Source organism: Gemella sp. 27098_8_92 (genome assembly GCF_041433685.1).
Taxonomy (GTDB): Bacteria; Bacillota; Bacilli; order Staphylococcales; family Gemellaceae; genus Gemella.
Genome location: NZ_JAPWBZ010000002.1, coordinates 205,951 through 230,759, shown reverse-complemented (window position 1 = coordinate 230,759; position 24,809 = coordinate 205,951). Strand labels below are relative to the sequence as shown.

27 protein-coding genes are annotated in these 24,809 nt (G+C 28.9%); 3 read left to right on the top strand and 24 right to left on the bottom strand.

Features of this window, described 5'->3' with window-relative positions:
- Nucleotides 1-7 precede the first annotated feature (7 nt).
- From mltG to O3802_RS02405, 10 genes are all read right to left on the bottom strand, one after another.
- Nucleotides 8-1,150 (bottom strand): endolytic transglycosylase MltG, encoded by a 1,143-nt coding sequence (gene mltG / locus O3802_RS02450; RefSeq protein WP_371458144.1) that lies wholly within the window; start codon nucleotides 1,148-1,150, stop codon nucleotides 8-10.
- A 3-nt stretch (nucleotides 1,151-1,153) separates the two neighbouring features.
- Nucleotides 1,154-1,459 carry a DUF1292 domain-containing protein gene (locus tag O3802_RS02445; protein ID WP_111743126.1) on the bottom strand — a complete coding sequence of 102 codons (306 nt, stop codon included), beginning with the start codon at nucleotides 1,457-1,459 and terminating at the stop codon, nucleotides 1,154-1,156.
- A gap of 19 nt (nucleotides 1,460-1,478) precedes the next feature.
- A complete protein-coding gene (gene ruvX, locus O3802_RS02440) occupies nucleotides 1,479-1,904 on the bottom strand; it encodes a Holliday junction resolvase RuvX (RefSeq protein WP_371458143.1) in 426 nt (141 codons plus the stop codon).
- Entirely contained in the window at nucleotides 1,905-2,159 is a 255-nt protein-coding gene (locus tag O3802_RS02435; protein WP_371458142.1) for an IreB family regulatory phosphoprotein, read from the bottom strand.
- A 15-nt stretch (nucleotides 2,160-2,174) separates the two neighbouring features.
- Nucleotides 2,175-3,014 (bottom strand): DegV family protein, encoded by an 840-nt coding sequence (locus O3802_RS02430; protein WP_371458141.1) that lies wholly within the window; start codon nucleotides 3,012-3,014, stop codon nucleotides 2,175-2,177.
- Nucleotides 3,015-3,017: 3 nt separating this feature from the next.
- A complete protein-coding gene (locus O3802_RS02425) occupies nucleotides 3,018-3,509 on the bottom strand; it encodes a dihydrofolate reductase (RefSeq protein ID WP_371458140.1) in 492 nt (163 codons plus the stop codon).
- Nucleotides 3,510-3,523: 14 nt separating this feature from the next.
- Nucleotides 3,524-4,456 (bottom strand): thymidylate synthase, encoded by a 933-nt coding sequence (locus tag O3802_RS02420; RefSeq protein ID WP_371458139.1) that lies wholly within the window; start codon nucleotides 4,454-4,456, stop codon nucleotides 3,524-3,526.
- A gap of 12 nt (nucleotides 4,457-4,468) precedes the next feature.
- Entirely contained in the window at nucleotides 4,469-4,858 is a 390-nt protein-coding gene (gene mntR, locus O3802_RS02415) for a transcriptional regulator MntR (RefSeq protein WP_371458138.1), read from the bottom strand.
- Between the two features lie 12 nt (nucleotides 4,859-4,870).
- Entirely contained in the window at nucleotides 4,871-5,647 is a 777-nt protein-coding gene (locus O3802_RS02410; protein ID WP_371458137.1) for a Nif3-like dinuclear metal center hexameric protein, read from the bottom strand.
- Between the two features lie 142 nt (nucleotides 5,648-5,789).
- Nucleotides 5,790-7,103, bottom strand: a complete 1,314-nt coding sequence (locus O3802_RS02405; protein WP_371458136.1) for an APC family permease — start codon at nucleotides 7,101-7,103, stop codon at nucleotides 5,790-5,792.
- Between the two features lie 312 nt (nucleotides 7,104-7,415).
- Here O3802_RS02405 and recD2 point away from each other — a divergent pair, with 312 nt between their 5' ends.
- Nucleotides 7,416-9,740: an SF1B family DNA helicase RecD2 gene (gene recD2, locus O3802_RS02400; protein ID WP_371458135.1), complete on the top strand. Its 2,325-nt coding sequence runs from the start codon at nucleotides 7,416-7,418 to the stop codon at nucleotides 9,738-9,740.
- Between the two features lie 29 nt (nucleotides 9,741-9,769).
- Here recD2 and O3802_RS02395 read toward each other — a convergent pair whose 3' ends face one another.
- Nucleotides 9,770-10,528 (bottom strand): hypothetical protein, encoded by a 759-nt coding sequence (locus tag O3802_RS02395; protein ID WP_371458134.1) that lies wholly within the window; start codon nucleotides 10,526-10,528, stop codon nucleotides 9,770-9,772.
- 8 nt (nucleotides 10,529-10,536) lie between these two features.
- Entirely contained in the window at nucleotides 10,537-11,223 is a 687-nt protein-coding gene (gene gpmA, locus O3802_RS02390) for a 2,3-diphosphoglycerate-dependent phosphoglycerate mutase (protein ID WP_004632058.1), read from the bottom strand.
- Nucleotides 11,224-11,700: 477 nt separating this feature from the next.
- On the opposite strand from gpmA, the gene O3802_RS02385 reads away from it, so the two are divergent.
- Nucleotides 11,701-12,339 carry a LexA family protein gene (locus tag O3802_RS02385; RefSeq protein WP_371458133.1) on the top strand — a complete coding sequence of 213 codons (639 nt, stop codon included), beginning with the start codon at nucleotides 11,701-11,703 and terminating at the stop codon, nucleotides 12,337-12,339.
- Between the two features lie 70 nt (nucleotides 12,340-12,409).
- Here the strand turns inward: O3802_RS02385 and prmC are convergent, their stop codons facing one another.
- From prmC to clpX, 11 genes are all read right to left on the bottom strand, one after another.
- On the bottom strand, nucleotides 12,410-13,252 hold the full coding sequence (prmC, locus tag O3802_RS02380) for a peptide chain release factor N(5)-glutamine methyltransferase (protein WP_371458132.1): 843 nt from the start codon (nucleotides 13,250-13,252) through the stop codon (nucleotides 12,410-12,412).
- Nucleotides 13,252-14,340 (bottom strand): peptide chain release factor 1, encoded by a 1,089-nt coding sequence (gene prfA / locus O3802_RS02375; RefSeq protein WP_371458131.1) that lies wholly within the window; start codon nucleotides 14,338-14,340, stop codon nucleotides 13,252-13,254. The genes prmC and prfA overlap by 1 nt, the downstream gene beginning before the upstream one ends.
- A gap of 17 nt (nucleotides 14,341-14,357) precedes the next feature.
- A complete protein-coding gene (locus tag O3802_RS02370) occupies nucleotides 14,358-14,936 on the bottom strand; it encodes a thymidine kinase (RefSeq protein WP_276686075.1) in 579 nt (192 codons plus the stop codon).
- Between the two features lie 112 nt (nucleotides 14,937-15,048).
- Nucleotides 15,049-15,294, bottom strand: coding sequence for a type B 50S ribosomal protein L31 (locus tag O3802_RS02365; protein ID WP_003145327.1), 246 nt, complete (start codon nucleotides 15,292-15,294; stop codon nucleotides 15,049-15,051).
- Nucleotides 15,295-15,516: 222 nt separating this feature from the next.
- Entirely contained in the window at nucleotides 15,517-16,353 is an 837-nt protein-coding gene (locus O3802_RS02360; RefSeq protein WP_371458130.1) for an amino acid ABC transporter substrate-binding protein, read from the bottom strand.
- 11 nt (nucleotides 16,354-16,364) lie between these two features.
- Entirely contained in the window at nucleotides 16,365-16,994 is a 630-nt protein-coding gene (locus tag O3802_RS02355) for an amino acid ABC transporter ATP-binding protein (protein ID WP_276766804.1), read from the bottom strand.
- A gap of 3 nt (nucleotides 16,995-16,997) precedes the next feature.
- Complete coding sequence (locus O3802_RS02350; protein ID WP_276686072.1) at nucleotides 16,998-17,642, bottom strand: amino acid ABC transporter permease; 645 nt, start codon at nucleotides 17,640-17,642, stop codon at nucleotides 16,998-17,000.
- Nucleotides 17,643-17,768: 126 nt separating this feature from the next.
- Nucleotides 17,769-18,041, bottom strand: coding sequence for a 30S ribosomal protein S16 (gene rpsP / locus O3802_RS02345; RefSeq protein ID WP_006365091.1), 273 nt, complete (start codon nucleotides 18,039-18,041; stop codon nucleotides 17,769-17,771).
- Between the two features lie 282 nt (nucleotides 18,042-18,323).
- Nucleotides 18,324-18,920, bottom strand: coding sequence for a ribosome biogenesis GTP-binding protein YihA/YsxC (yihA, locus tag O3802_RS02340; protein WP_276766805.1), 597 nt, complete (start codon nucleotides 18,918-18,920; stop codon nucleotides 18,324-18,326).
- Complete coding sequence (gene lon, locus O3802_RS02335; protein ID WP_371458129.1) at nucleotides 18,920-21,220, bottom strand: endopeptidase La; 2,301 nt, start codon at nucleotides 21,218-21,220, stop codon at nucleotides 18,920-18,922. The genes yihA and lon overlap by 1 nt, the downstream gene beginning before the upstream one ends.
- Before the next feature lie 23 nt (nucleotides 21,221-21,243).
- Entirely contained in the window at nucleotides 21,244-22,455 is a 1,212-nt protein-coding gene (gene clpX / locus O3802_RS02330) for an ATP-dependent Clp protease ATP-binding subunit ClpX (RefSeq protein ID WP_371458128.1), read from the bottom strand.
- A gap of 337 nt (nucleotides 22,456-22,792) precedes the next feature.
- Here clpX and O3802_RS02325 point away from each other — a divergent pair, with 337 nt between their 5' ends.
- Nucleotides 22,793-24,040 (top strand): aminotransferase class I/II-fold pyridoxal phosphate-dependent enzyme, encoded by a 1,248-nt coding sequence (locus O3802_RS02325; protein ID WP_371458127.1) that lies wholly within the window; start codon nucleotides 22,793-22,795, stop codon nucleotides 24,038-24,040.
- A gap of 40 nt (nucleotides 24,041-24,080) precedes the next feature.
- Here O3802_RS02325 and O3802_RS02320 read toward each other — a convergent pair whose 3' ends face one another.
- Entirely contained in the window at nucleotides 24,081-24,809 is a 729-nt protein-coding gene (locus O3802_RS02320; protein WP_371458126.1) for a type 1 glutamine amidotransferase, read from the bottom strand.

Sequence of the window (24,809 nt, the reverse complement as noted above, 5' to 3'; positions counted from 1 at the left end):
TTTAAGTTTAACTTCCGCTTGGAATATATCCTTCTATGTGCTCCTTAGCTAAGCGTTCATGTTCTTCATAAGTTTTCGAAAAATATGCTTTTCCATCTTTTGTAGCATGTAAGAAATACAAATATTCTGTAGTTTCAGCGTTATTCAGTGCTTCATATGAAGCCACTCCTACTGAAGCGATAGGCCCAGGAGGTAGTCCTACTGTTGTATATGTATTATATGGTGATTGTAGAGATAATTCTCTTTGTGTAGGAGCTCCAGATAACTTATCGGCAGCATAGTTAGCTGATGGATCTGTCTGCAGTTTCATTCCTTTTGCTAAACGATTGAAAAACACGCTGGCAATAAGTTTATTTTCATTTGTTTTAGTTGATTCTTTTTCTAAAATACTTGCCATTGTAATGTAGTCATGAATAGAAATTTTTACTTTTTTATTATTAATTACCCATTCCTTTTTGTTTTGTTTATACAGTGGAACAACTCTATCATTAGTAGTTTTCACCATTTTAGTGATTAATGATTCTACAGTCTCATTATCTTCTATATTGTAAATTGCTGGATATATATATCCCTCAAGTGCATATTTAATATCTTTACTATATATATCATCTGTAATAAGCTCAGGGAATTGTTTTTGCAATTTTTTTATAAATTCAGCATCATTAACTTTCTCTAAAAAATCTTTACTACTTAATTTAGTTTTTTCTAGCTTTTGAGCGAGTTTCAGAATATTATCACCCTCAATAACAGCAAAACTATTGGTTGATTTAGCTTTATCTTTTGAACTAAGTTCATCTATGATTTTTGTCATACTCATACTAGGTTTTAAAGAAAAGCTACCTACGTAAAATGATGTATTTGATTTTATTCTTGTATAAAGCTTAAAAACAGTTTGGTTTCTGATTAAACCTTTATTTTTTAATTCTTCTGCTATTTTAGTACTACCATAATTTTCTTTAATTTCAATTGTTATGTCATTATTATTACTTTTATCTACAGGTGTTGTCATGTAATAAAAGAATGATAATACCGAAATAGCTGCAATCAATATTACTGTTAGAAAAATTGGAAGTATAGGGGATTTTCTCTTAATTTTTCTATTCTTTTTTCTTAATTCTTCTCTGCGTTTTCTTACTTGTTCTTCGTTCATTCTTTACTCACTCTCGTCATAATAAAAAGTATCTAATACTTCTGAAATCATATCATATTCTTCATCAGTTTCTACTGGTTCAAAACGAATATTATCTTCATCATCTTCTACACATACCATAGGGAAAATGCTAATTTCCTCTTCATCAATAGTTTCTTCTTCTGCAAAAATATAATATAGGTTACCATTAGTCGGGTTTGTAAACTCTAAAATTTTACGATATTCTTTCTCTTCCCCTTCTAATGTACTAAGCGTGTAAACTTCCTCTGTATTATCTATACTAATATTTTTTAAGTCTTTCTCTTGCATCTTATTATCCTCCATAATTTTAAAATTTATCTAAATAAGTTTGTAATATAAGAACTGCTGCCATTTTATCAATAACATCTTTACGTTTTTTTCTTGAAACATTAGCTTCAAGAAGCACTCTTTCTGCCCCTATTGTTGTAAGACGTTCATCTTGTAAAATAACCTCAACAGTTTTTATTTTTTTCTTAAGAACTTCTACAAAATATAGTGTAGCTTCTCCTCTAAACCCAATACTATTATCCATATTTTTTGGTAAACCTACAACTATTTTGCCTATGTTATATTCATTAACTAGTTCTTTTATACGTTTTATCTTGAAGTCTTTTATCTGTTCATTAATATTAATAGTCTCTACACCTTGTGCAGTCATTCCTAATAAATCGCTAACAGCGACTCCTATTGTTTTTGAACCATAATCTAGTCCCATTATTCTTTTATCTAACATTTATGACTCCTGTATAAAAAAGTATAGTAAGTATTCTAATATATCATCTATTTCTATTAATCTTATTTGCTCTCTTGCATGGTTATCACGAGGAATATAAATAGGGTCTCCTGTTTTAATATATCCCATAAGTTGATTAATAGGATCATAGCCACGTTGTTTTATCGTACCTACAACGTTTTTTAGTATACTATGGATATCATTTTTGTCATAAAAATTGTTATCAAATAATCTTGTTTCGTCAAAGTTTGTCATAATCTTATCCTCCGATTATACTAATTCTATTAAAATACCTACTGCGTTCTCACCTGTATGAGTTGAAATTATTGGTGTAGTCGTAAAAATATCATTATCATTCACTGTATAATTATATTCTTCTTGCAATTCCTCTTTGATTAGTTTAATATACTCATCTGCCAAAGTATTAGGAAGACAAATATGTTTAATCTTTTTATCAATTTTTTCCTTATTAATATGTTTAATTAATGAATGTACTAATTTTTTCTTTCCTCTAACTTTATCTATGGCAACAAGTTCAGTTTCTTTTAATTGTGTTAAAACTTTTATATTAAGCAATCCACCAATCAATGCTGCTGACTTGCTAAGTCTTCCACCTTTTACTAAATTGTCTAGATTATCAATAGTAACAAACGTTAAAATATTCTTAGCTTTTTCACGTAAATTTTCAGAAATGGTATTTATATCTAATCCAGTTTTCAATTGTTCAATACAAGAATCTAAAAGATAAACCATCCCTCTTGTTGTTGTTTTAGTATCAACAACTTCAATATTATCAAAACCAGCAGCTGCAGCTAGTGCCGTATTGTAAGTTCCGCTTAATGCTGAAGAAATAGTAAGAACAATTATTTTATACCCTCTATTAGTCCATTTTTCAAATGCTTCTAAAAATTTACCGATAGCCGGTTGACTTGTAGAATATTCATTTGCAGTACGCATACGTAGTATATATTCGTCATTATCCATACTTTGATAATCATATTCTTGTCCATCTATATTAAAAGTCAATGGAACAACTTCAACATCATATTTATTTATTTCTTCATTTGTTAAATCGCTTGATGAATCAATAATGATTTTTACTTTTTCCATATTTTACATCTCTTTCTTTTTTATGTAATGCATAAAAACATAATCGTAATCATTGTTTTCGTCTTTTTTAAATTCTTCACGACTAACGAGTTCCCAATTATTTTCATCGAAATTTGGAAACTTAGTATCCGCCTCAGCTATAGTATCAACTTCTGTTATAAACATTTCATCACATCTATCGAAATATTTTTCATAAATTGTACCACCGCCAAAAATAAATACCTTTTGAGTAGTTATATTTTCTAAAATACTATCATCTGTATAAATCTCGACATCATCATAATCTTTCAATAGGTCTGGATTTTTTGTTAATACTCTATTTATTCTATTTGGAAGAGCTTTTCCTATACTGTCAAGTGTTTTTCTTCCCATAATTATTGTTTGATTAGTTGTTAGAGCTTTAACCCTTAACATATCTGCACGGAGGCGCCATGGTATCGTATTTTCATTTCCGATAGATTTATTTTTGTCGTACGCTACTATTAAAGATAACATAAAACCCCTCCTTACTAAACTGCTATAGGAGCTTTTATAAATGGATGACTATTATAGTCTACAAGCTCCACATCACTAATTTCTAAATCAAAAATACTATCAAAGTCATTTATTCTAAGGCTAGGAAGTTCATATGCCTCTCTTGAAATTTGTTCATTCACTTGTTCAAAATGATTTATATAGATATGAGCATCTCCTAATGTATGAACAAATTCTCCTACTTCTAATCCACATTCCTTAGCAATTAGAATAGTAAGTAATGAATATGATGCAATATTAAATGGTACTCCTAAAAATACATCCGCACTGCGTTGATAAAGTTGACAACTAAGCTTTCCATTACTCACATAAAATTGGAACATAGTGTGACAGGGTGGGAGAGCCATACTATCAACCTCAGCTGGATTCCATGCAGAAACAATTAGTCGACGTGATGAGGGATTCATTTTTATCTGTTCAATAACATTTTTTAATTGATCAATACCATTAAAATTTCGCCATTGTTTACCATAAACATTTCCTAAATCACCGAATTTTTTAGAAAAATTGTCATCATTAAGGATATTTTCTTTAAAAATATTCATTTGTTTTTTATATTCTTCTGCAAAATCTTTATCTTTAAGTGCTCTATGTCCAAAATTAGTCATGTCAGGACCTGTATAGTTTTCACTTTCAATCCACTTTTTAAATGCCCATTCATTCCAAATATTATTTTTATTTTCTAATAAAAATTTGATGTTTGTGTCACCTTTAATAAACCATAGCAATTCAGACCAAACCAAGTTAAAATTAATTTTTTTTGTTGTTAATAGTGGAAAGCCCTTATTTAAATCAAACTTCATTTGATAACCAAAAATACTTTTAGTTCCTACCCCTGTTCTATCATCTTTAGTGATTCCATTTTCTAAAATAGTTTTACATAAATTTAAATATTCTTTATCTGCCACGCCACTTCTCCGTTATGCTTTATAATTATTTTTTTTAAGATACTTCATAAGATCTTTTATCTTTTCTAGGGAACTTTTTCCAAAGTGATGTTCAATTCCCTCTACCTCTTCGTAAATCTTATCTTTATCCACCCCTATTAAAAGTAAAAATTCTTCTAATAATTCATGCCTAGTAAGAGCGTATTCACCCATTTTTTTTCCTATATCAGTTAATGCTATTCCTCGATATTTTTCATATACTATATATCCTTCAGCATCAAGTTTTTTCAACATTTTTGTTACTGTTGAAGGATAAACTTCTAATTTTTCTGCTATATCTGCACTTCTGGCATAACCTTTAGTTTTCACTAATGAATAAATGACTTCTATATAGTCTTCCATAGTTGGTGTTGCTTTGGCCATGTATGTTCCTCCTTATAGTGTTTTAAATGGCGATTGTTCGACTTTAGATTTTTGTACATTTATAGACAATTCGCCTATGTATTCAAGAAGTAAGTCTTTTACAAGATGTTCTGTAAAATGTCCCACATCTATGATATTTTTTTTCATTTCTAATGCATCTAAAGCTACATGATATCCTACATCACCTGTTAAGTAAATATCTACTTCAGGTAATGTATAGATAAAATCAGCTCCACTTCCACCTAGAAGGGCTACTGTTTTTATATTATCGTTATTTCCTAATACCGCCGAAATAGTCTCCAAATTGAACTTTTCTTTTATATATGTAATAAACTCCTTTTGAGTAAATTCCTCTGATAACTCCCCTATTCTACCTAGTCCAGCATTTTTATATATTTCATGTTCAAAAAGTATTCGTATATTTTTCAATTCTAATTTTTTCGCGAGAAAATCATTTAAACCATATGTCGCTGAATCTAGATTAGTGTGAAATGAAATAACTGAAATATCATTTAGAATTAAATCCCTTAGTATGTTAGACTTGAAATTATCTGTAAAATCAAGTGATTTCAAGGGCTTAAATATTAATGGATGATGAGAAACAATTAAATTAACATTATTAGCTATTGCTTCATTAACTACTTTCGTTGTAACATCTAAACATACTAATACTTTTCTTGCTTCACTATTATAATCACCTAGCATCAAACCAACATTATCCCATTTTTCTGCAAGTTTTATGTCAGCAAGTTTATTTAAATGATCAAATACATTTCTTACAGTAGTCAAAAACCTATTCCTCCTTTAATCTTATCATATAATTATAACATTTTATAAAAAAAATTGCCATAACGAAACTTATTTTGTAATTAAAATAAAATATCTACTCCCAATTTAAATATCAGAAGTAGATATTTTATTTTATTTAAGTTTATTTTTTAAATTTTTTATGTAATTCTTTGTAGAATAATAAACCTATTAACGTTAATCCAATCCCTCCTAAAGCCAAAGTAATTTGAGATGTTAGTGTACTGATTAAAGTATATAATCCTCCCAAAATTGCTATTATAGGGACAATAGGATATAATGGAACTTTATATGGGCGTTCTAAATCAGGGTCTTTCTTACGTAATATTATAACTGCAAAGAATGTTGCAGTATAGAAGAACCACATTACAAATACTAATAAATCTGTTAACATGTCAAAGCTTCCTGTTAACATCATAATTCCTGACATTACCAATAGTAGTAGACCTGAATTTACAGGAATTGCACTTTTATTTAATTTTGTCCAAACATGTTTAAAAGGTATTTGATCGCTCAATGCCATAGCGTATGGAATACGAATACCAGCCATAGTGAATCCATTTATAGCTCCGTAAACACTTATTAAAATACCAATTGTTAGTATTTTACCACCTAGCCCACCAAACAATTTAGCAGCAACTTCACTGGCTACTGTTTGGTTCCCAGCAACTCTATCTAGAGGTAAACTCATTAAATATGCAATATTTATAAGAACATAGACTGCCATTACGACTGCTAGACCTAAAAAGATAGCTCTAGGTAAGTCTTTTTTAGGATTTTTCATTTCTCCTGCCATGCTTCCTACATTAGTCCAACCTTCATATGCAAACATTGCAGCAAGTAGTGCTCCACCTAAGCCCCCAACAAATGAAATATCTTTTCCAGCTTCTATTGGGAATAATTGTAAAGGTTGAGAATTTTCTTGGAATAACCCAAAAATTATAATAGCTCCCAATGGTATCAATTTACAAATAGTAGCTACTGTTTGTATAATCCCCCCCGTTTTCCCACCTAAGAAATTTAAAAACATAAGTGAAGCAGCTGTTATAAATGCAATAGGTATATGCCATGTTTTATCTAAATTTAATAAACTAAGAACTTGAGTAGAAAATATAACAGCTAGTGCAGCTATCATTGCAGGAAAGTAAATAATTGATTGCGCCCATCCAAGAAGAAAGGCAGCTGTTTTCCCATATGTTTTTTCTATCCAAACAACCATCCCCCCCACTTCAGGAATAGAGGCAGCAAGTTCTGCAACAGTAAGACCTGCACAAATTGTAATAACTCCGGCCAGAACCCATGCAAGTATCCCTAAACTCATAGTTCCGGTAGTTTTATAAATAACAGCAGCTTTAAAAAATACCCCTGCTCCAATTACCGATCCAATAACTGTCATAAAAGCAGGCATAAAACCTATAGTCTTCTTTAATTCATTCATAAAAATATCTCCTTTGAAATCGTTTTATTTGTAATTATATTATATCTTATTTTTTTAAAAAAATAAAGAGAAAACTAAAATAAAAAAACTATAACAGTTTTTTTATTCGCTAAATTTTAGTAATTATATATAATAATAAAGTAAAACACATATTTTTCCAGTATATACTACAGACATTAAATATAGATTGAATATAATTAAAAATAAAAACATTTCTATAGCACTTGAATGTAAAAAATTCTGCTAAGCTAGACTTTTTTGAATTTATATATTATTATTAATATAATCAAAATATGTATGTAGGAGTTTATTATGGAGACGGTAGAAGGTTATCTTAATAAGATTATTTTTCACAACAAAGAAAATAATTATTATATTTTATCTATTTTCTTAAATGATAATTACGATTTTATTGATAGTGATTATCTTAGTGTTGTAGGAACTTTTGATGATATTGATTTTATAGAAGATGATTTGTATTTATTTAAGGGACAACTAGTTCAGCATCGAAAATATGGAATGCAACTTTCTGCAATTATTGCTGAACCTGTAATTGAAAAAGATAAAGATGCTATTGTCTCTTACTTATCTAGTTCGATTTTTCAAGGTATAGGAAGAAAAACAGCTGAATTAATAGTTGATAGTTTAGGGATAGAAGCTCTAGATAAGATTTATAACGATAAGACAACTCTATATGATATTAAGGGAATTTCTACTTCAAGGAAAGATGTTATCTATAACACAATAGTCGCTAATAAACAAACTCAAGATATCATTTTGAAATTAAACGAATATAATCTTAGTAATAATCTTATTTTAAAAATCTATAACTTTTACAAACATAATACACTACGCACAATAACAGAAAATCCATACTCTCTTATTAAAGATATAAAAGGAATTAATTTTAAAACTGTTGATAAGATAGCCGAATTAAATAAAGTAGAAGCCAATAATCGCGAAAGAATTTTATATGGCTTTATATATACAGTAAATTCATTTTGCTTCTCTACTGGAAATACATATATAATGAAAAATGCCCTGCTTTATAATACATTTAATGTCCTCTATTCTTCTCGTAATATAGCTGTAGATAAGGATGATATACTAGATGCTCTTACCTATTGTTTAGATACTGGAAAGCTTATAGAACTAGAAGAAAAAATTTTCCTTCCAGAAATTTATTATTCAGAGTATGCGATATACAATGATATAGAACACCGTCTGACTAAACAAAAGTCCATAAACATTAGTGATAAACTTTTAGATAAGTATATTAAAGAAATTGAAGAAGAACTTGGAATTGAATATGACATAGTACAGATAGCTGCAATTAAAAATTCTATAGTTAATAATTTTTCCATCCTTACCGGAGGTCCAGGGACAGGTAAGACAACAATTATTCTTGCAATAATAAAAGTATTTCAAAAGATTAAGAATTATAATCTTGTGGAGCTTCAAGATGAAACTAAAAGTATATTAACATTATGCGCTCCAACAGGAAAAGCTGCAAAACGAATGGCTGAAAGTACAGGACTTTATGCATCAACTATACATAAAGCTATAGGTTGGACGGTAGAAGATGAGAATATGGAAGAGTTTGTTAGTGAAAAAAGGATAAAATCAGAATTAATCATAATCGATGAAACTAGTATGATTGATGTATTTTTAATGTATAATTTACTTAAAATAATTCATCCTGATGCAAAAATTCTTTTAGTTGGAGACAACGATCAATTACCATCAATCGCTCCAGGAAATGTCCTTAACGACTTAATTAACGCTCAAGTAATTCCAACTGTTAAATTAAATAAAGTTTTTAGGCAAAGTGAGCATTCAAGTATAATAAATATTTCTCACTCTATTAAAAATAATATTCCTTTCGATATACTTGAAAACTTTGATGATAAGGAATTTCTACTAGCAAATAAAAATGAAATATTAGATGTTATAACTACAACATACAATAGTATATTACAAGAATCAAAAAAGGAAAAAATACAGATACTTGCTCCTATTTATAAAGGTGGGGCTGGTATCAATGAAATCAATAAAACTATTCAAACCCTCTTTAATCAAAATGAACTTCAAGTTGAATATGGAGATTTAATATATAAGGTGGATGATAGAGTTATGCAGCTTGTAAATCGTCCAGAAGACAATATTTTTAATGGCGATATTGGATATATTTATGATATTTTTAAAGAAGCAGGAAAAATAAAAATAGTTATTGATTATGATGATAACTTTGTAACATATGAAAAACAAGAACTTAATCAAATAACCCTATCATATGCTTGTTCAATTCATAAAGCCCAAGGTTCGGAATTTGAGAATGTAATTATACCGTTTATTGATAGTTATAACTTTATGTTAAATAAAAATCTAACGTATACCGCCATAACTCGTGCTAAGAAAAAATTAATTTTATGTGGGGATCCAAATGTGTTTTATAAATCAATAGAACCTACTAATACAGTAATAAGGCAAACAGCATTATCTACTTTCTTTACTAATGAGAAAACAAAAGAAATAAATATAGAACTAAATGAAGACTATATTTTAACGTATAAAAACCTTAATACCATTGACCCTATGATTGGAATGAATGACATAAAACCTGAAGATTTTATTTAAAAAAACTTTCGAAATAATTCGAAAGTTTTTTAAATATTAGCTAATTCACGAGTTAGTCTATCTATATCATTGATAATTAAAAATGCAGAAGCTATCGCTGAACCGTTCTTAGATGTAATTGAACTATTTACTGCATTAATAATTACTGGAGTTAATTTTTCAATTCTCAATAAACGGCTGGTTAATTCGTTGAGTTTATCATATTTAGTGTTTTCACTAGATAATAATTTAAAGAAAGTGATATCTGAAGTTATACGTTCTTTCACTTCATTAAAGCTATTGATTTTATTCCCTAAGTCTCTTCCTTTGTTAAGATCTGTTTCAATCGTTCCTGCAAGTTCATCTAATGCTATCAAATCTTTTGTGAAATTTGATAGTTTATTTTTTATATAATCAACTGAATATTTTTTGTTATCAACACTATATTTTTTGTTATCAACACTACTAGTATTAAATGATATACTATTGCTATTTTTAGTGACTATCTCTATATTGAAATCTTTATTATCAAATTCTTTTGAATTAATTGATTTTTCAACAAGTTGCTTTCCAGAGAAATTATTAATTTTTAATGTTGATAATAATTTATCTAATTCTTCTTTGGTTACAACCTCTTCTTTAGTAGTAATAACCAGTTTATTCTCTCCTACGTTAAATTCAGTTTTTTCTAGCTGGTTAATAGTTACTGAATTTGTAAGATTTTGGAGCTGTTCTGTTGAGAACTTTTCTTTAGAACTACAGCCCTGCAATAAAAGCAAGGCTGTAATCATTATAATTAATTTTTTCATATTCTTAATTAGAATAACTCTGGTGCTGAGATGATGTTTAAGTTTTCATCGATTTCAAATACTAATGGAGTACCTGTTGGTAAATTAAGATCTAAGATTTTTTCGTCCGAGATATTTAATAAGTATTTGATTAACGCTCTTAAACTATTTCCATGAGCAGAGATAAGAACATTTTTACCAGCTTTTATTTGTTTAGATATATCGCTTTCCCAATAAGGAAGCACTCTATCAATAGTAAGTTTTAAACTTTCTCCTGTTGGGATTTCTCCTTCTGGAATATCTTTGTATCTATCAATATTTCCAGGGTACATATCGCTATTTTTATCTACTTGTGGAGGTGCTACATCAAAACTTCTTCTCCAAATATGTACTTGCTCATCTCCATATTTTTCGGCAGTTTCAGCTTTATTTAATCCTTGAAGAGCTCCATAGTGTCTTTCGTTTAGTCTCCAACTTTTATAAACAGGAATCCATAATAAATCTAATTCCTCTAAAAATAAATTTAATGTTTTAATTGCTCTTTTTTGATATGAAGTATAAGCTACATCGAAAGTAAGACCTAATTCTTTTAAAGTTTGTCCACCTTTAATAGCTTCCTGTCTTCCTTTATCAGTGATATCAACATCAACCCATCCAGTAAATCTATTTTCAAGATTCCATTGACTTTCACCATGTCTAGTTAATACTAATTTCATTTAAGAAATCCTCCTAGTTAATTATTATATTTTTCATTATACAATAATTTTAAACAAGTGTACATACTTTTAAATAAAAACTATTAAGAAAACGTTCTATCATTTGTTTTAAGTTTTATTTTTTATTTACTATTGGCATTATTAAACTATACATAAATTTTTCCGTATAAAGTTTTCTTAATAAACTTTACGATTAATTTTGTTTCTTTTTACAACTTTTAACTTATTAGTTTCAAAGAAAGTAAATACTTTCGCTAATAAAAATACAATAATCACCCAATATATAAACATAAAATTACCTTCTTTCTTTTTGTACGTAAATCTTAATTTATTCTCTATTAATATAATAACATACGGAAAACCGAAAATCAAGTATAAAATTCATATTTCTTAATTTTTTTATAAATATACTTGATTTTTATTACGGTTTACTTTATAATTTAAGATAAGAATAAAGTAACGATTGGATAGAATATTATGACAACTATATTTAGCATTAGATTTAAACAATGTTTAAAAGAAAAAAATATAAAACAAGCGGAACTTGCTCGCTCTACAAAAATTACCCCTTCATCTATAAGCGATTGGTCAAAAGGAAAATATGTTCCTAAAAGAGATAAACTCCTTGCTATTGCAGAATATTTATCTGTTAATCCTGATTGGTTAGTGGGTGATTGTGATAATATGTTTGTGGAAGAACATATAACTTCCTCTTCTGATGAAGATTCAGATGAGTATATCGACAACACTTCTAAACTTCCAATACTGGGGACTATTTGTGCTGGAGATGGGGTTTATATAGAAGAAGAATATGATGAACATATTTTTATAGATCAAGGAATGGGTGCTGATTTCGCTCTTCGAGTCAAAGGAGATAGTATGATTGAGGCTGGAATTTTTGACGGAGATTTGGTTTTTATCCGTCAACAGTCTTCTGTTCGCAATGGTAAAATTGCAGCTGTTCGTTTGACTGAATGGAATGAAGCATCGTTAAAAAAGATTTTCGTTAAAAATGATAATGTAATTCTTTATCCTTGCAATCCAGATTATGAGCCTATAGTCACTCGAAATGTTGAAATCATAGGGGAATGCGTTGGGGTTTATAGAGAATTATAATAATACACTAATAATATAAAGAATACGAAGTTTGACACTTAATTTTTAATATGGTCATACTTCGTATTTTTTATATTTGTGATTTCAATACCGCTATTCTATCTCTACCATTTATATCTTTATAAACGACAGTTTCAAACTTATTATTTTCTCCTAAGGTAATTATTTTTTCTTTTTGATCATAACCTATCTCAAAAAATATAACTCCTTTTTCATTTAAATATTGTCTAGATTTCTCTATTATATTTCTATAAAAGTACATTCCTTCTTCATCAGCGAATAATGCTAAATGAGGATCATAATTTAAGACATTTTCTTTTATAGTTTTCTTATCATCATGTGCAATGTACGGGGGATTAGATACTATTATATCAAACTTATCTTGTATATTAGAAAATAAATCTGATTCAACAAAAGATATATCTGCTTCCAAAGAACTAGCATTTTCTTTTGCGACCGTTAGTGCTCTACTACTAATATCGCTTGCTAAAATTTTGACATCAAATTCTTCTAATTCTTTTTTTAATGTAATACCTATAATTCCACTTCCAGTACAAAGATCTAATATCTTTATATTAGTTAGATTATTTTTTCTAATATAATCAATTACTTTGTAAACAAGTTCTTCTGTTTCCATTCTTGGAGATAATACATCACTTGTTACCTTGAATTTTCTATCATAGAAATATTCAAATCCCACTAAATGACTAAGTGGAGTATCATCTTTTATGTGTTTATTAATTAATTGAAAATATTTTTGTTCATCTTCTTCTGTTAATTCAAGTGCTAAATTCTCATTAAATTCACGCATTTCATCTAACATATACATTAGTAAAAATCGTGCTAAACTCTCTTCTTTTGCTTGTCTTCTCAAAAGAAGACAAGCCTTTGTTATAGCTTGCCTTCTGTTCATTATAGTTCTTCACCTTTATTAAGTTCTGCCATTTTTTCAGCTTGTTCAGCTATACGAAGTGCTTCTAAAACTTCATCAAGTTTACCTTCCATAATTTGGTCCAGTTTTTGAATTGTTAAACCAATTCTGTGGTCAGTAACACGATTTTGAGGATAGTTATATGTTCTAATGCGTTCAGAACGATCTCCTGTACCTACTTTAGATTTACGTTCCGCATCAAACTTAGCTTGTTCTTCTTGTTGATATTTATCATAAACACGTGCACGAAGTACTTTCATGGCTTTTTCTTTGTTCTTAATTTGAGAACGTTCATCTTGCATTGATACTACTACTCCTGTAGGAATATGCGTTAAACGAACAGCAGACATAGTCGTATTAACAGATTGCCCTCCTGCTCCACTAGATGCAAAAGTATCAACACGAATATCATTCTCGTTAATATCTATTTCAATTTCTTCAGCTTCTGGAAGAACAACAACAGTTGCTGTAGAAGTATGAATACGGCCACTTGATTCAGTTGTAGGGACACGTTGAACACGGTGTGCTCCACTTTCAAATTTCATCTTAGAATATACATCCTCACCCGAAATAATAAAGATAGCTTCTTTAATTCCACCAATACCTGTCTCAGAACGTTCTAATACATCAACTTTCCATCCTTGAGATTCTGCAAATCTAGTATACATACGAAGAAGATCGCCTGCAAATAATTGTGCTTCGTCCCCTCCCGCTGCTCCACGAACCTCAACAACAACGTTTTTACCATCATTCGGATCTTTTGGTAATAATAAGATTTTTAATTCTTCTTCCATAGGAGCAAGACTAGGTTCTAACTCTTTAATCTCATCCTGCATCATTTCTTTCATTTCTTTATCTTCTTCGATTTCAAGAAGTTCTTTTGTATCTGCTATTTGCTGAACGATATTTTTATATTCTCTAAATACCACAACAGTTTTTTCGATAGAACGTTGTTCTTTTGAATATTCCATAAGTTTTTTTGTATCGCTAACAACATCTGGATCACTTAATAGTTCATTAAGTTTCTCATAACGTTCTTCTACAACTTCCAGTTGTCCTAATATCTCCATCTGGTCCTCCTAATAATTTATTTTCTTATTTCATGACAATGTCTACATCTTGCTTCGTATGATTCACTAGCACCTATTACTACTATTGGGTCATCAAAACGCGCGGGCTCACCATTAATTAATCTTTGACTACGACTTGCCTCTTGACCGCACTTATTACAAACAGCATGTAATTTTGTAACCATTTCGCTTATCGCTATAATTTCAGGCATCGGTTGGAATGGTTCAGCTTTAAAATCCATATCTAACCCTGCGACAATTACACGAACGCCACTATCAGCAAGTGTATTTATAACACTAACTATTTTGTTGTCAAAAAATTGTATTTCATCAATACCTATAATATCATATTTTTTATCTTTTACATAGTCATAAATTTGCTCAGCACTATCTATACTAACAGATTCATAGCTATTTCCATTATGTGTTGAGACTTTGTTTTCATCGTATCTGTTATCGATACTTGGTTTGAATAACAAGACATTTTGTTTTGCTATTACTCCTCGTTTAATCCTTCTTAATAATTCTTCTGATTTACCAGAGAACATACTTCCACAAATGCACTCTATCCAACCAAATTTTCTATTTTCTACCATAAATTATTTCTCCAAATTAGATTAGTATAAATACTTTACTGTTTCAGAATTTTATACGTAATATATAGAATAAAAACAGACAATCCGAAAAGATATGTCTGTTTTATTTTTCTTACTTGATACCGTATTTTTTGTTGAAACGTTCGATACGACCATCTGCTTGAGCGAATCTTTGACGCCCTGTGTAGAATGGGTGTGTGTCTGAACTGATCTCAACTTTTAATAATGGGTATGTATTTCCATCTTCCCACTCGATAGTTTCTTTAGATGGTTTTGTAGAACCACTTAAGAATTTGAAACCACTAGTAGTGTCCATGAATACAACTTTACGGTAATCTGGGTGAATTCCTTCTCTCATTATTATCGTCTCCTTCTGCCCTGAACGCTTTTAATACGAACAGAGTTATTTTTGAAGTGATCTAATCACATACCTATTTATTATAAATAATAAGTAGGAAAAAATCAAGTACTTTTATTAATATTTGTAAACTTTTTTTGTTGACAGCTAAACAAGTAGAAACTACATTATTCAATAATGAATTATTATAAAAAATACATAGCAGTATATTCTTTAAAACTTCTATTTACTTTTTACTTCTTCAGTTGCAACATCTTCTCCAAACCATTTATTTGAAATTTCTTGAAATTTACCTTCTCTGTATAATTCATAAAAGGCTTCGTTTATTTTTTTAACAAGTGTAATATCAGCCTTTCTAGCTCCTACTGCAAAAGATTCACTATCAAATCCAGCATTTAAAATATTAAAATCATCAAGTTTATTTTGTTGTTTTAAATAATAATTAGCATAAACTTTATCTATAAGCAATGCGTCTATTCTATCATTTTCTAAATCAATTAAAGCCTCATTAAAGCTTTCATATTGTGTTGCATCATTGTTTTTAACAATATTTTTTAGTACTTCTGGACTTGAATTAAATGTATCATAACCTGATGATCCATTTTGGGCTCCTAGTACTTTATCTTTTAAGTCAGAAATAGCTTTAATATTTTTCGATTTTTTAACGACAATAACTTGTTCATTAACCATGTATTGTTTAGTAAATTGAATTATACTTTCTCTTTCGTCAGTCTTAGAATATCCATTCCATATTAAATCAATATTACCATTTTTTAATTCTGTTTCTTTTAAATCCCAATTTATAGCTTGCCATTGTACTTTTATACCATATTTTTCGAAAACTGCATTAGCAAGATCGATGTCAAATCCCACATCTTTTCCACTTTTATCCTGAAATCCCATAGGTACAAATGTGTTATCAAATCCTATTACTACTTTTTTATCTATTTGAAAATCGTTCCAGTTATCTTTTCTTGGTTTTTCTTTTCCACCAGAAGCGCAACCGGTAATTACTAATACCATTACAATAAGTGTAATAACAAATTTAAATTTTCTCATTTTATCACCTCTTATTTAGGTTCTACTTTCAAAATACTATCAGCAATATTTTCAGCAAATTGTAGATCATGGGTAACAACAATCTGAGTAATACCTAGTTCTTTATTTTGAAGAATTAATTTTTCTACCTCTAATCTTAATTCTGGATCTAATGCGCTTGTTGGTTCATCATATCCAATAATTTTTGGATTAATCATCATTGCTCGTGCCAATGCAACTCGTTGTTTTTGTCCACCAGATAGGGAATTAGAATAACTATTGATTTGTTTACTTAATCCAAGTTTTTCTAGCAATAATAATGCCTTTTGTTCGGCTTCTTCCTTTGACATATTCATTGTCTTTATTGGCGACAGCACTAAATTTTCTAATACTGTAAGGTGTGGAAATAACTGAAAATCTTGAAAGACAAACCCTAATAAATTTCTTTTCTCTAACTCATCTATAGGTAATGATTCTCCATTATAAATAATTTCTCCAGAATCAATTTTTTCTAAACCAGCAAGCATTCTTAGTAAGGTAGTTTTTCCTCCACCAGATGGTCCAACAATTGCTAAAATTTTATTTTCTTCTACAGTTAAATTAAAGTTAGATAGTATCTGTCTATCTTTAAACCTTTTACTAATATTCTTTAATTCTAACATATCTTACCTCCTATCATAATCATAACGTTTTTCAACACGTTTAGATACAATCGTTACAATACCAATTAAAATTAAATAAATTGCTCCTGCAACAAACATAGGTAACAGACTAGCATCTCTGTTAGCTGCTGTTCTACTTGCTAAAATCAAGTCGCTAATACCTAACGCATATACTAAAGAAGTATCTTTAACTAAACTCATTATTTCATTAAATACACTCGGTAATACAATTTTTATTACTTGTGGAAGAATAATAAATCTAATTGCTTGAAATTGTGTAAATTTCAGTACTTTTGCTGCCTCATATTGACCTTTAGGAATTGATTCTATACCACCTCGAAAAATTTCTGCAAAATACGCCGCATAATTTAACGTAAATGCAAGTATTGCTGCAGGTAATCTATCAAAGCGTATCCCTACTGATGGTAATACATAGTAAATAAAAATTAACTGAAGTAATAAAGGTGTCCCTCTCATAATCCATATATAAATGTTGAGGAAGTAATTTAACACTTTAATATTAAAGCGCATGATAAATGCAATAAAAACACCTAGTGGAATAGATAAAATTAAAACTAGAAAAAATACTTCTATTGTGATAAGAGCACCTTTTATTAAACTTGGTAATATATTAATTAAATATTCCATACAATAACCTCCTTATAAAATATAAAAACTTCATTTTTAATGAAGTTTTTATTTAAAATTTATAGACTATTATAACATATTTTCATATAAAGAAAAACCTCTTAAAATTAAGAGGCTAAATAACTATTATTTATTTAATTTTGAATCGTGGAATTTTTTCATAATTCCTTCTTTTGATAATAAACTTCTAACAGTGTCAGAAGGTTGAGCTCCATTACCTAACCATTTTAATGCTAACTCTTCATCGATTTTAACTTCTGCTGGGTCTTTAACAGCATTGTAAGTACCGATAGTTTCGATAGAACGTCCATCACGTGGAGATCTTGAATCAGCAACAACGATACGGTAGAAAGGTGATTTTTTAGCACCTAATCTTTTTAAACGGATTTTTACTGCCATGTTTGTACTCCTTATATTTCAACTTTTTATTAATTTTTAATGTGTGTTTATGAAGTGTTTAATGAAAAAGTTGAATCTATAACGCTAAGTTTTTAAGCTAGATATTATTCTACCATTAAAATAAATGTCTGTCAATACTTTTTAAAGAAAAATGTCAACTTTTTTTCTTGACTCTTCTAATAGCTATTGTATCAGTATATATTAAGCATGTAAAGAAAAAATATTTATAAATAATTATTCGGATAAAAGCAAGATATACGTTCTTGCCTTTATCTGAATATTTTAGTCCTCTAATACCTTTTCAATTTCTTTTAATACTTTGTCTTTTCCTAATTTAGTAACTGATGAAAATGGAATTACCGCCATACTATTTGTTAAATCCAGTTCACGTTTTATAATAGCTGTATTTTTAGCTAGTTCATTTTTTGAAATTTTATCTATTTTTGTTAAAACTACAACAAATGGAATTTCGTAGTAATTTAAAAATTCATTCATTTCTATATCATCTTGTGATGGTTTATGACGACTATCTATAAGATGTAGAACAAAACCTAGATTTTCACTAGTTGTGAAATATTCTACAATCATATCATATAATTTTTCTTTTTCTGACTTTGATAATTTAGCATAACCATAACCTGGGACATCAACTAGAACTACTTTATCATCAATGTCAAAAAAATTTAATGTACGTGTCTTACCAGGTTTCGCTGAAACACGTGCATAATTTTTACGTTCTAGTATAGTATTAATAAATGATGATTTTCCAACATTAGAGCGTCCGCACATCGCTACTTCTGGCTTAGTATGCTCTGGATATTGTTTCTTTGAAACCGCACTGATTAATAAATCTACATTATGTGTATTTAACTTTGTCATTATTTTTCTCCAAATACTATATTGAATACTTCACTTATATTATCCACAGTATAAATAGTAAGTTTTGCCAAAATATCTTTTGGTATATCTATTAAGTCCTTCTTATTTTTTGTAGGAATAATAATTTTATTAATATTCATTTTTTCTGAACTTAAAATTTTCTCCTTAATTCCACCTATTGGTAATACTTTACCATGAAGCGTCATCTCGCCTGTCATCGCAATATCATTATTAACTGCTTTTCTAGTTAATGCAGAATATACCGATGTTGTTATAGTAATCCCTGCTGATGGTCCATCTTTTGGAACGGCACCTTCTGGAACATGAAGATGAATGTCTATCTCAGAAAAATTAATTTCATCTATTCCCAACTGTTCGGCATTAGAACGCAAGTAAGAGATAGCCATTTGAGCGGATTCTTTCATTACATCCCCTAGTTTTCCGGTCAAAATGATTTTACCAGTTCCTTTAGATATACTTGTTTCTATTTCAAGAGTATCTCCTCCAACAACAGTGTACGCTAAACCATTAACCAACCCTATTTCTGGATGAGAGTTTTTATCTTTTGAACTATATTTTTCAGGCCCAGCATACTCTTCTAAATTATTAACACCAATTTTGATCCTTTCTTCACCTTTAAGTATTTTTAAAGCAACCTTACGACAAATTGAACCAAGTATACGTTCCAAATTCCTAACTCCAGCTTCGTAAGTATAACCATTAATAACTTTATTAATCGCTTGTTTCGTAAAAGAAATTTGTTCTTTTTTAAGCCCATTTTCTATGATTTGACGAGGAATTAAATATTTAATCGCAATATTTTCTTTCTCTTTTACCGTATAAGATTCTAATTCAATAACTTCCATTCTATCACGTAATGGTGCTGGGATTAAGCTTAAATTGTTAGCTGTAGCAATAAATAATACTTTTGATAGATCAAATGGAATATCTAGATAATGATCGACAAATTCATTGTTTTGAGCTGGGTCTATTACTTCTAACATTGCAGAAGCTGGATCACCTTTAATATCAGATGCCATTTTATCTATTTCATCTAATAAAATTACTGGATTTTTTGTCTTTATTTTTTTCAATGATTGAATAATTTTTCCAGGTAAAGCTCCTAAATATGTTCTTCTATGACCTCGAATTTCCGCCTCGTCTCTTACTCCACCTAAAGAAATACGTACAAAGTTACGCCCCATAGATCTTGCTATAGACTTGGCAAGAGAACTTTTCCCAACTCCAGGAGGTCCAGATAAGCATAAAATTGGTGATTTCATATCATCTCTAAGCTTTTTAACAGCAAGAAACTCTAAAATTCTTTCTTTTATTTTATCTAAGCCATAATGGTCTTCATCAAGAATTTTTTCAGCTGTTTTTATATCAATCTCATCTTTTGTCAATATATTCCAAGGTAATGCAACAACTGTATCCAGATACGTTCGTATAATAGAATGCTCCGGACTCATAACAGGAGTTTTTTCTAATCTATCTACTTCTTTTAATAATATTGTTTTATCTTCATCTGATAATTCAATTTCGGCAATTGCTTTTCTAATCTTTTCAACATCATCATCTTCTGGTGAAATTTGTTTTAATTCGTCTTGAACTACTTTCATTTGTTCACGTAAAAAGTATTCTTTCTGTTGTAAGTCAAGATTTATTCGAACCTTATCATCAATTTCACGTTTAAAACTATTTCCTACTAAAAATGTTTCTAAGCTTCTACTTAAGAAAATCGCTTTTTTTTCTAAATCTAATAAATACAAAATACGTTTCTTTAATAATCTATCTAAAGGGAAGAACTTCATATTTTTATTAATAAATTTTTCCAGATTATCTGTTTTATAGTAATCTATTTCAAAATTCTCTCTATCAAGATATTTCTTAAATAACTCTTCTATATTGTTAAGCATAGTGTTTTTATCAAAACCATTATCTTCTATATTTTTTATAGTAATATCTAAATACTCTACTTGATTGTCATTGTACACACCACTTTTCACTTCAGCAACACCATAACAGTGATACTCATATTTATTAGCTTTTTTATCTATTGTAAGTTGACCATATGTTCCAAAGAAAACGTTGAATCCTTGGTTATCAAACATGTCATCTTCTGAAAACTTTTCATCATATGTATCTATTGGTTTTCTTTTACTAGTAACAAATACAGATATTTTATCTTTCTTCAAGCCTTTTATAGTCTTTAAGAATTTTTTGTCTGTTACATCAATATTATATGTATTAGACGGAAAGAATATATCTCTATTTTCTAATAAGTAATATTTTGTCAAAACAAACTCCTTTCGTTATATTATTATTTTAATTTAGGTGTAGTTTTATTAACTATATTATCCTTGGTTATTGTACAAGTTTTAACACCTTTTGTACTTGGAAGTTCAAACATAACATCTAAAAGAGCTTCTTCTATAATTGAGCGTAATCCGCGCGCTCCAGTTTTTCGTTTTATAGATTCACGAGCAACTTCTTCCAATGCATCTTTTTCAAAAACAAGATTTACTCCATCTAACTTAAATAAATATTCATATTGCTTAACAACTGAATTTTTAGGTTCTGTTAAAACTCTTACTAAATCTTGTTCATCTAATTCTTCTAGGTAGCATATCACCGGTATACGCCCAATAAATTCGGGTATTATACCGAATTTTACCAAATCTTCATGTTTTACTTTAGAAATAATGTCAGAATCATCATTAAGTTCATCGCTTTTTGAAAAACCTATTATTTTATCACCTAAACGACGTTTTATTATTTCTTCAATCCCTGAAAAAGCACCACCTATAATAAATAATATATCTTTAGTATTGATTTTTATCATTTCTTCGCCAGGATGTTTACGCCCACCTTGTGGGGGAACGCTGGCCACAGTACCTTCTAGAATTTTTAGTAATGCTTGTTGCACCCCTTCTCCAGAAACATCACGTGTAATCGATACATTTTCACCTTTTTTAGCAATTTTATCTATTTCATCAATATATATAATTCCTTTTTCTGCTCTTTCTATATCATAATTAGCATTTTGAATTAGACGTAATAATATATTTTCAACATCTTCCCCAACATATCCTGCTTCTGTAAGTGTTGTTGCATCAGAAATCGCAAAGGGTACATCTAACATTTTGGCTAAGGTTTGAGCGATTAAAGTTTTCCCCGAACCTGTACTTCCTATTAATGCTATATTACTCTTTTGTAATTCTATAGTTTCATCATTTCGCTTAGCCATAATACGCTTATAATGATTATAAACCGCTACAGCAACTGATTTTTTTGCTTTATCTTGACTTATCACATACTCATTAAGGTAATCCATAATTTCTTGAGGTTTTAATAACTTAAATTCTGGTTCCTTTGTTATATCTCTATATTCAATCTCTTCATCTATTATATCTGAACATAGTTCCACGCACTCATCACAGATAAAGACGTCATTTCCTGCTATTAATTTAAATACTTCGTTTGGATTTTTACCACAAAAAGAGCATCTCATATCTTTTTTATCGTTTACCATAATTACACCTCATTTGCCTTGAACTTTATTTTATATCTTATTGTTATTTCAATATAAAGCCCAAAAAGATACAATATATTATAACATAAATAGATATTTTTTTCTAGTAAATTAATTTTTATAAACCTTGATATAAACACTTTTTTTTAATTTATACACTTAAAATTTCTATTTGAAAAGAAAAAGAAAAAATATTACCATAATTAGTAACTACTTTTTTATAATAGAATAATCACATTAAAATATAAAATAAAAAGTTAATTATAAATATTAATTTTACTTTTATAGGCTGTAATTTAATGTTATAATTAAAATATAAAATTTAGGAGGAAACATTATGTCATTTTTTTCAAAATTAGGTGAAAACATCATACTTCCACAAGACGTACTTATTCAATCAAAAGAAACATCTGTTGTTCCAAACGCTGTTAATGCTACGATAGGAATTGCAACAGATAACAAAAAAGCATTATCACTTCCATCAATTAATGAAGTTATAAAGGAACTAAGTACAACAGATTACCTACCATATTCTCCAACTCCAGGTTTATTAAAAATAAGGGAAGTATGGAAAGAGAAAATTTTTAAAGAAAATAGCATTATCAATCCAGAATATTTGAGTTTACCTATGGTTACTACTGGTATCACCCAAGGGATTGATATTGTGGCAAATTTATTTAGTGAAAAAGATGATGCACTACTATTACCTAATCTATTTTGGCAGAACTATGCCCAAATATTTACTATTAAACTGGGGAATAATATTTATAAATACAATCAATTTGATAATGAAAATAATTTTAATCTATCTGATTTTAAACATACGTTATATAATATTAAAGAAAACAAAATTTCTATAATACTTAATTTCCCCAACAATCCAACTGGTTATACCCCATCAACAGAAGAATTAACACAATTGGTTAGCATCATAGATGTGTTCGCAAAAGAAAATCCAAATAAAAATCTAATAATAATTTCTGATGATGCTTACTTTGGATTATTTTTTGAAGAAAATCACAAAACTCCTACTTTAAGTGCTACATATAGACTTGCAGATAATAATAATTGTCTAGTAGTCAAATTAGACGGAATAACTAAAGAGTACTACGGTTGGGGGCTTCGTGTCGGATTTATAACATATTACACTAGTGATGATAAATTACGAAAAATTGTATTAGAAAAAACTCAAGGATACCTTAGAAGCACTACATCATCACCATCAAATCTATCGCAACAAATTGCTCTTAGATTATTAGAAAGTTCACAAGCAAAACAAGAAAAAACATATAATGACAGTATAATAGAAGAGCGCTATCACATTTTAAAAGAAGCCATAGTTAAATATAATTTAGATAATGACGTAACTATATTGCCATTTAATTCAGGATACTTTTTCACTATCAAGATGCCAGAACACATTGATGCACATAAATTCAGATTAAAATTCCTTAATGACTATAAATATGGTGTTTACTCTATGGATGATTCTCACATAAGAATAGCTTTTTCATGTCTTGATAAAGAATTAATACCAGATTTAATTAAAAATTTCAAACTTTGTATTAAAGAATTTTCTAAATAGTATAAATACCTCCTAAAGTTGAAACTTTAGGAGGTATTTATTATTTAATTCCTTTTTTTAATAATTCTGCCATAAATTTATTAGCATTATACTCAACCGAATCGTCCAACTTTGGAAAATCATATGAAGAGTATTTGTTATCTAATGCTGCTTTTATTAAATAATCTGTAACACGAGGGTTTTTAGGTAAAATAGGACCATGTAAATAAGTTCCAATTAAATTATTGTATAGTAACCCTTCCTTTTTATCATCATCGTTGTTTCCAAATCCAACAATTACATTACCTAATGTTTCATAATTATGATAAGTTCTTCCTCCATGATTTTCAAAACCAACTATGTTTCCAAATTTCTCTGATTCAAGCAAAATATTACCAATTAAACGAGGTTTATTAGGTAAAGACTCAGTGTAAAAATCGAGAATATTTAAACCCGGTAGCTTAATTCCATCGACAGTCTTATAATATTCTCCTAAAAACTGATATCCTCCACAAATTGTTAGTGCAGGAGTCCCATTTTCTATAGCTGCTTTAAATTCATTTTTTATTTTACTAAATTGCTCTGTAGCTATACACTGTTCTCTATCTGAACCACCACCTATAAAGAATATATCGCAATTAGATAACTTTATACCTGATGTAGAGGTGATATTTTCAATTTTTAAATCTATTCCACGCCATTCACAGCGTTTTTTCAAGGAAATCACATTTCCTATATCACCATACAAATTTAATTTATCTGGCATGAAATGATACAATTTTAATTCCAT

Bases quoted from the DNA above. Each gene is read 5' to 3' on its own strand.
- mltG (WP_371458144.1), bottom strand. From the start codon at position 1,150: ATGAACGAAGAACAAGTAAGAAAACGCAGAGAAGAATTAAGAAAAAAG.
- O3802_RS02445 (WP_111743126.1), bottom strand. From the start codon at position 1,459: ATGCAAGAGAAAGACTTAAAAAATATTAGTATAGATAATACAGAGGAA.
- ruvX (WP_371458143.1), bottom strand. From the start codon at position 1,904: ATGTTAGATAAAAGAATAATGGGACTAGATTATGGTTCAAAAACAATA.
- O3802_RS02435 (WP_371458142.1), bottom strand. From the start codon at position 2,159: ATGACAAACTTTGACGAAACAAGATTATTTGATAACAATTTTTATGAC.
- O3802_RS02430 (WP_371458141.1), bottom strand. From the start codon at position 3,014: ATGGAAAAAGTAAAAATCATTATTGATTCATCAAGCGATTTAACAAAT.
- O3802_RS02425 (WP_371458140.1), bottom strand. From the start codon at position 3,509: ATGTTATCTTTAATAGTAGCGTACGACAAAAATAAATCTATCGGAAAT.
- mntR (WP_371458138.1), bottom strand. From the start codon at position 4,858: ATGGCCAAAGCAACACCAACTATGGAAGACTATATAGAAGTCATTTAT.
- O3802_RS02405 (WP_371458136.1), bottom strand. From the start codon at position 7,103: ATGAATGAATTAAAGAAGACTATAGGTTTTATGCCTGCTTTTATGACA.
- recD2 (WP_371458135.1), top strand. From the start codon at position 7,416: ATGGAGACGGTAGAAGGTTATCTTAATAAGATTATTTTTCACAACAAA.
- O3802_RS02395 (WP_371458134.1), bottom strand. From the start codon at position 10,528: ATGAAAAAATTAATTATAATGATTACAGCCTTGCTTTTATTGCAGGGC.
- gpmA (WP_004632058.1), bottom strand. From the start codon at position 11,223: ATGAAATTAGTATTAACTAGACATGGTGAAAGTCAATGGAATCTTGAA.
- O3802_RS02385 (WP_371458133.1), top strand. From the start codon at position 11,701: ATGACAACTATATTTAGCATTAGATTTAAACAATGTTTAAAAGAAAAA.
- prmC (WP_371458132.1), bottom strand. From the start codon at position 13,252: ATGAACAGAAGGCAAGCTATAACAAAGGCTTGTCTTCTTTTGAGAAGA.
- prfA (WP_371458131.1), bottom strand. From the start codon at position 14,340: ATGGAGATATTAGGACAACTGGAAGTTGTAGAAGAACGTTATGAGAAA.
- O3802_RS02370 (WP_276686075.1), bottom strand. From the start codon at position 14,936: ATGGTAGAAAATAGAAAATTTGGTTGGATAGAGTGCATTTGTGGAAGT.
- O3802_RS02365 (WP_003145327.1), bottom strand. From the start codon at position 15,294: ATGAGAGAAGGAATTCACCCAGATTACCGTAAAGTTGTATTCATGGAC.
- O3802_RS02360 (WP_371458130.1), bottom strand. From the start codon at position 16,353: ATGAGAAAATTTAAATTTGTTATTACACTTATTGTAATGGTATTAGTA.
- O3802_RS02355 (WP_276766804.1), bottom strand. From the start codon at position 16,994: ATGTTAGAATTAAAGAATATTAGTAAAAGGTTTAAAGATAGACAGATA.
- O3802_RS02350 (WP_276686072.1), bottom strand. From the start codon at position 17,642: ATGGAATATTTAATTAATATATTACCAAGTTTAATAAAAGGTGCTCTT.
- rpsP (WP_006365091.1), bottom strand. From the start codon at position 18,041: ATGGCAGTAAAAATCCGTTTAAAAAGATTAGGTGCTAAAAAATCACCT.
- yihA (WP_276766805.1), bottom strand. From the start codon at position 18,920: ATGACAAAGTTAAATACACATAATGTAGATTTATTAATCAGTGCGGTT.
- clpX (WP_371458128.1), bottom strand. From the start codon at position 22,455: ATGGTAAACGATAAAAAAGATATGAGATGCTCTTTTTGTGGTAAAAAT.
- O3802_RS02325 (WP_371458127.1), top strand. From the start codon at position 22,793: ATGTCATTTTTTTCAAAATTAGGTGAAAACATCATACTTCCACAAGAC.
- O3802_RS02320 (WP_371458126.1), bottom strand. From the start codon at position 24,809: ATGGAATTAAAATTGTATCATTTCATGCCAGATAAATTAAATTTGTAT.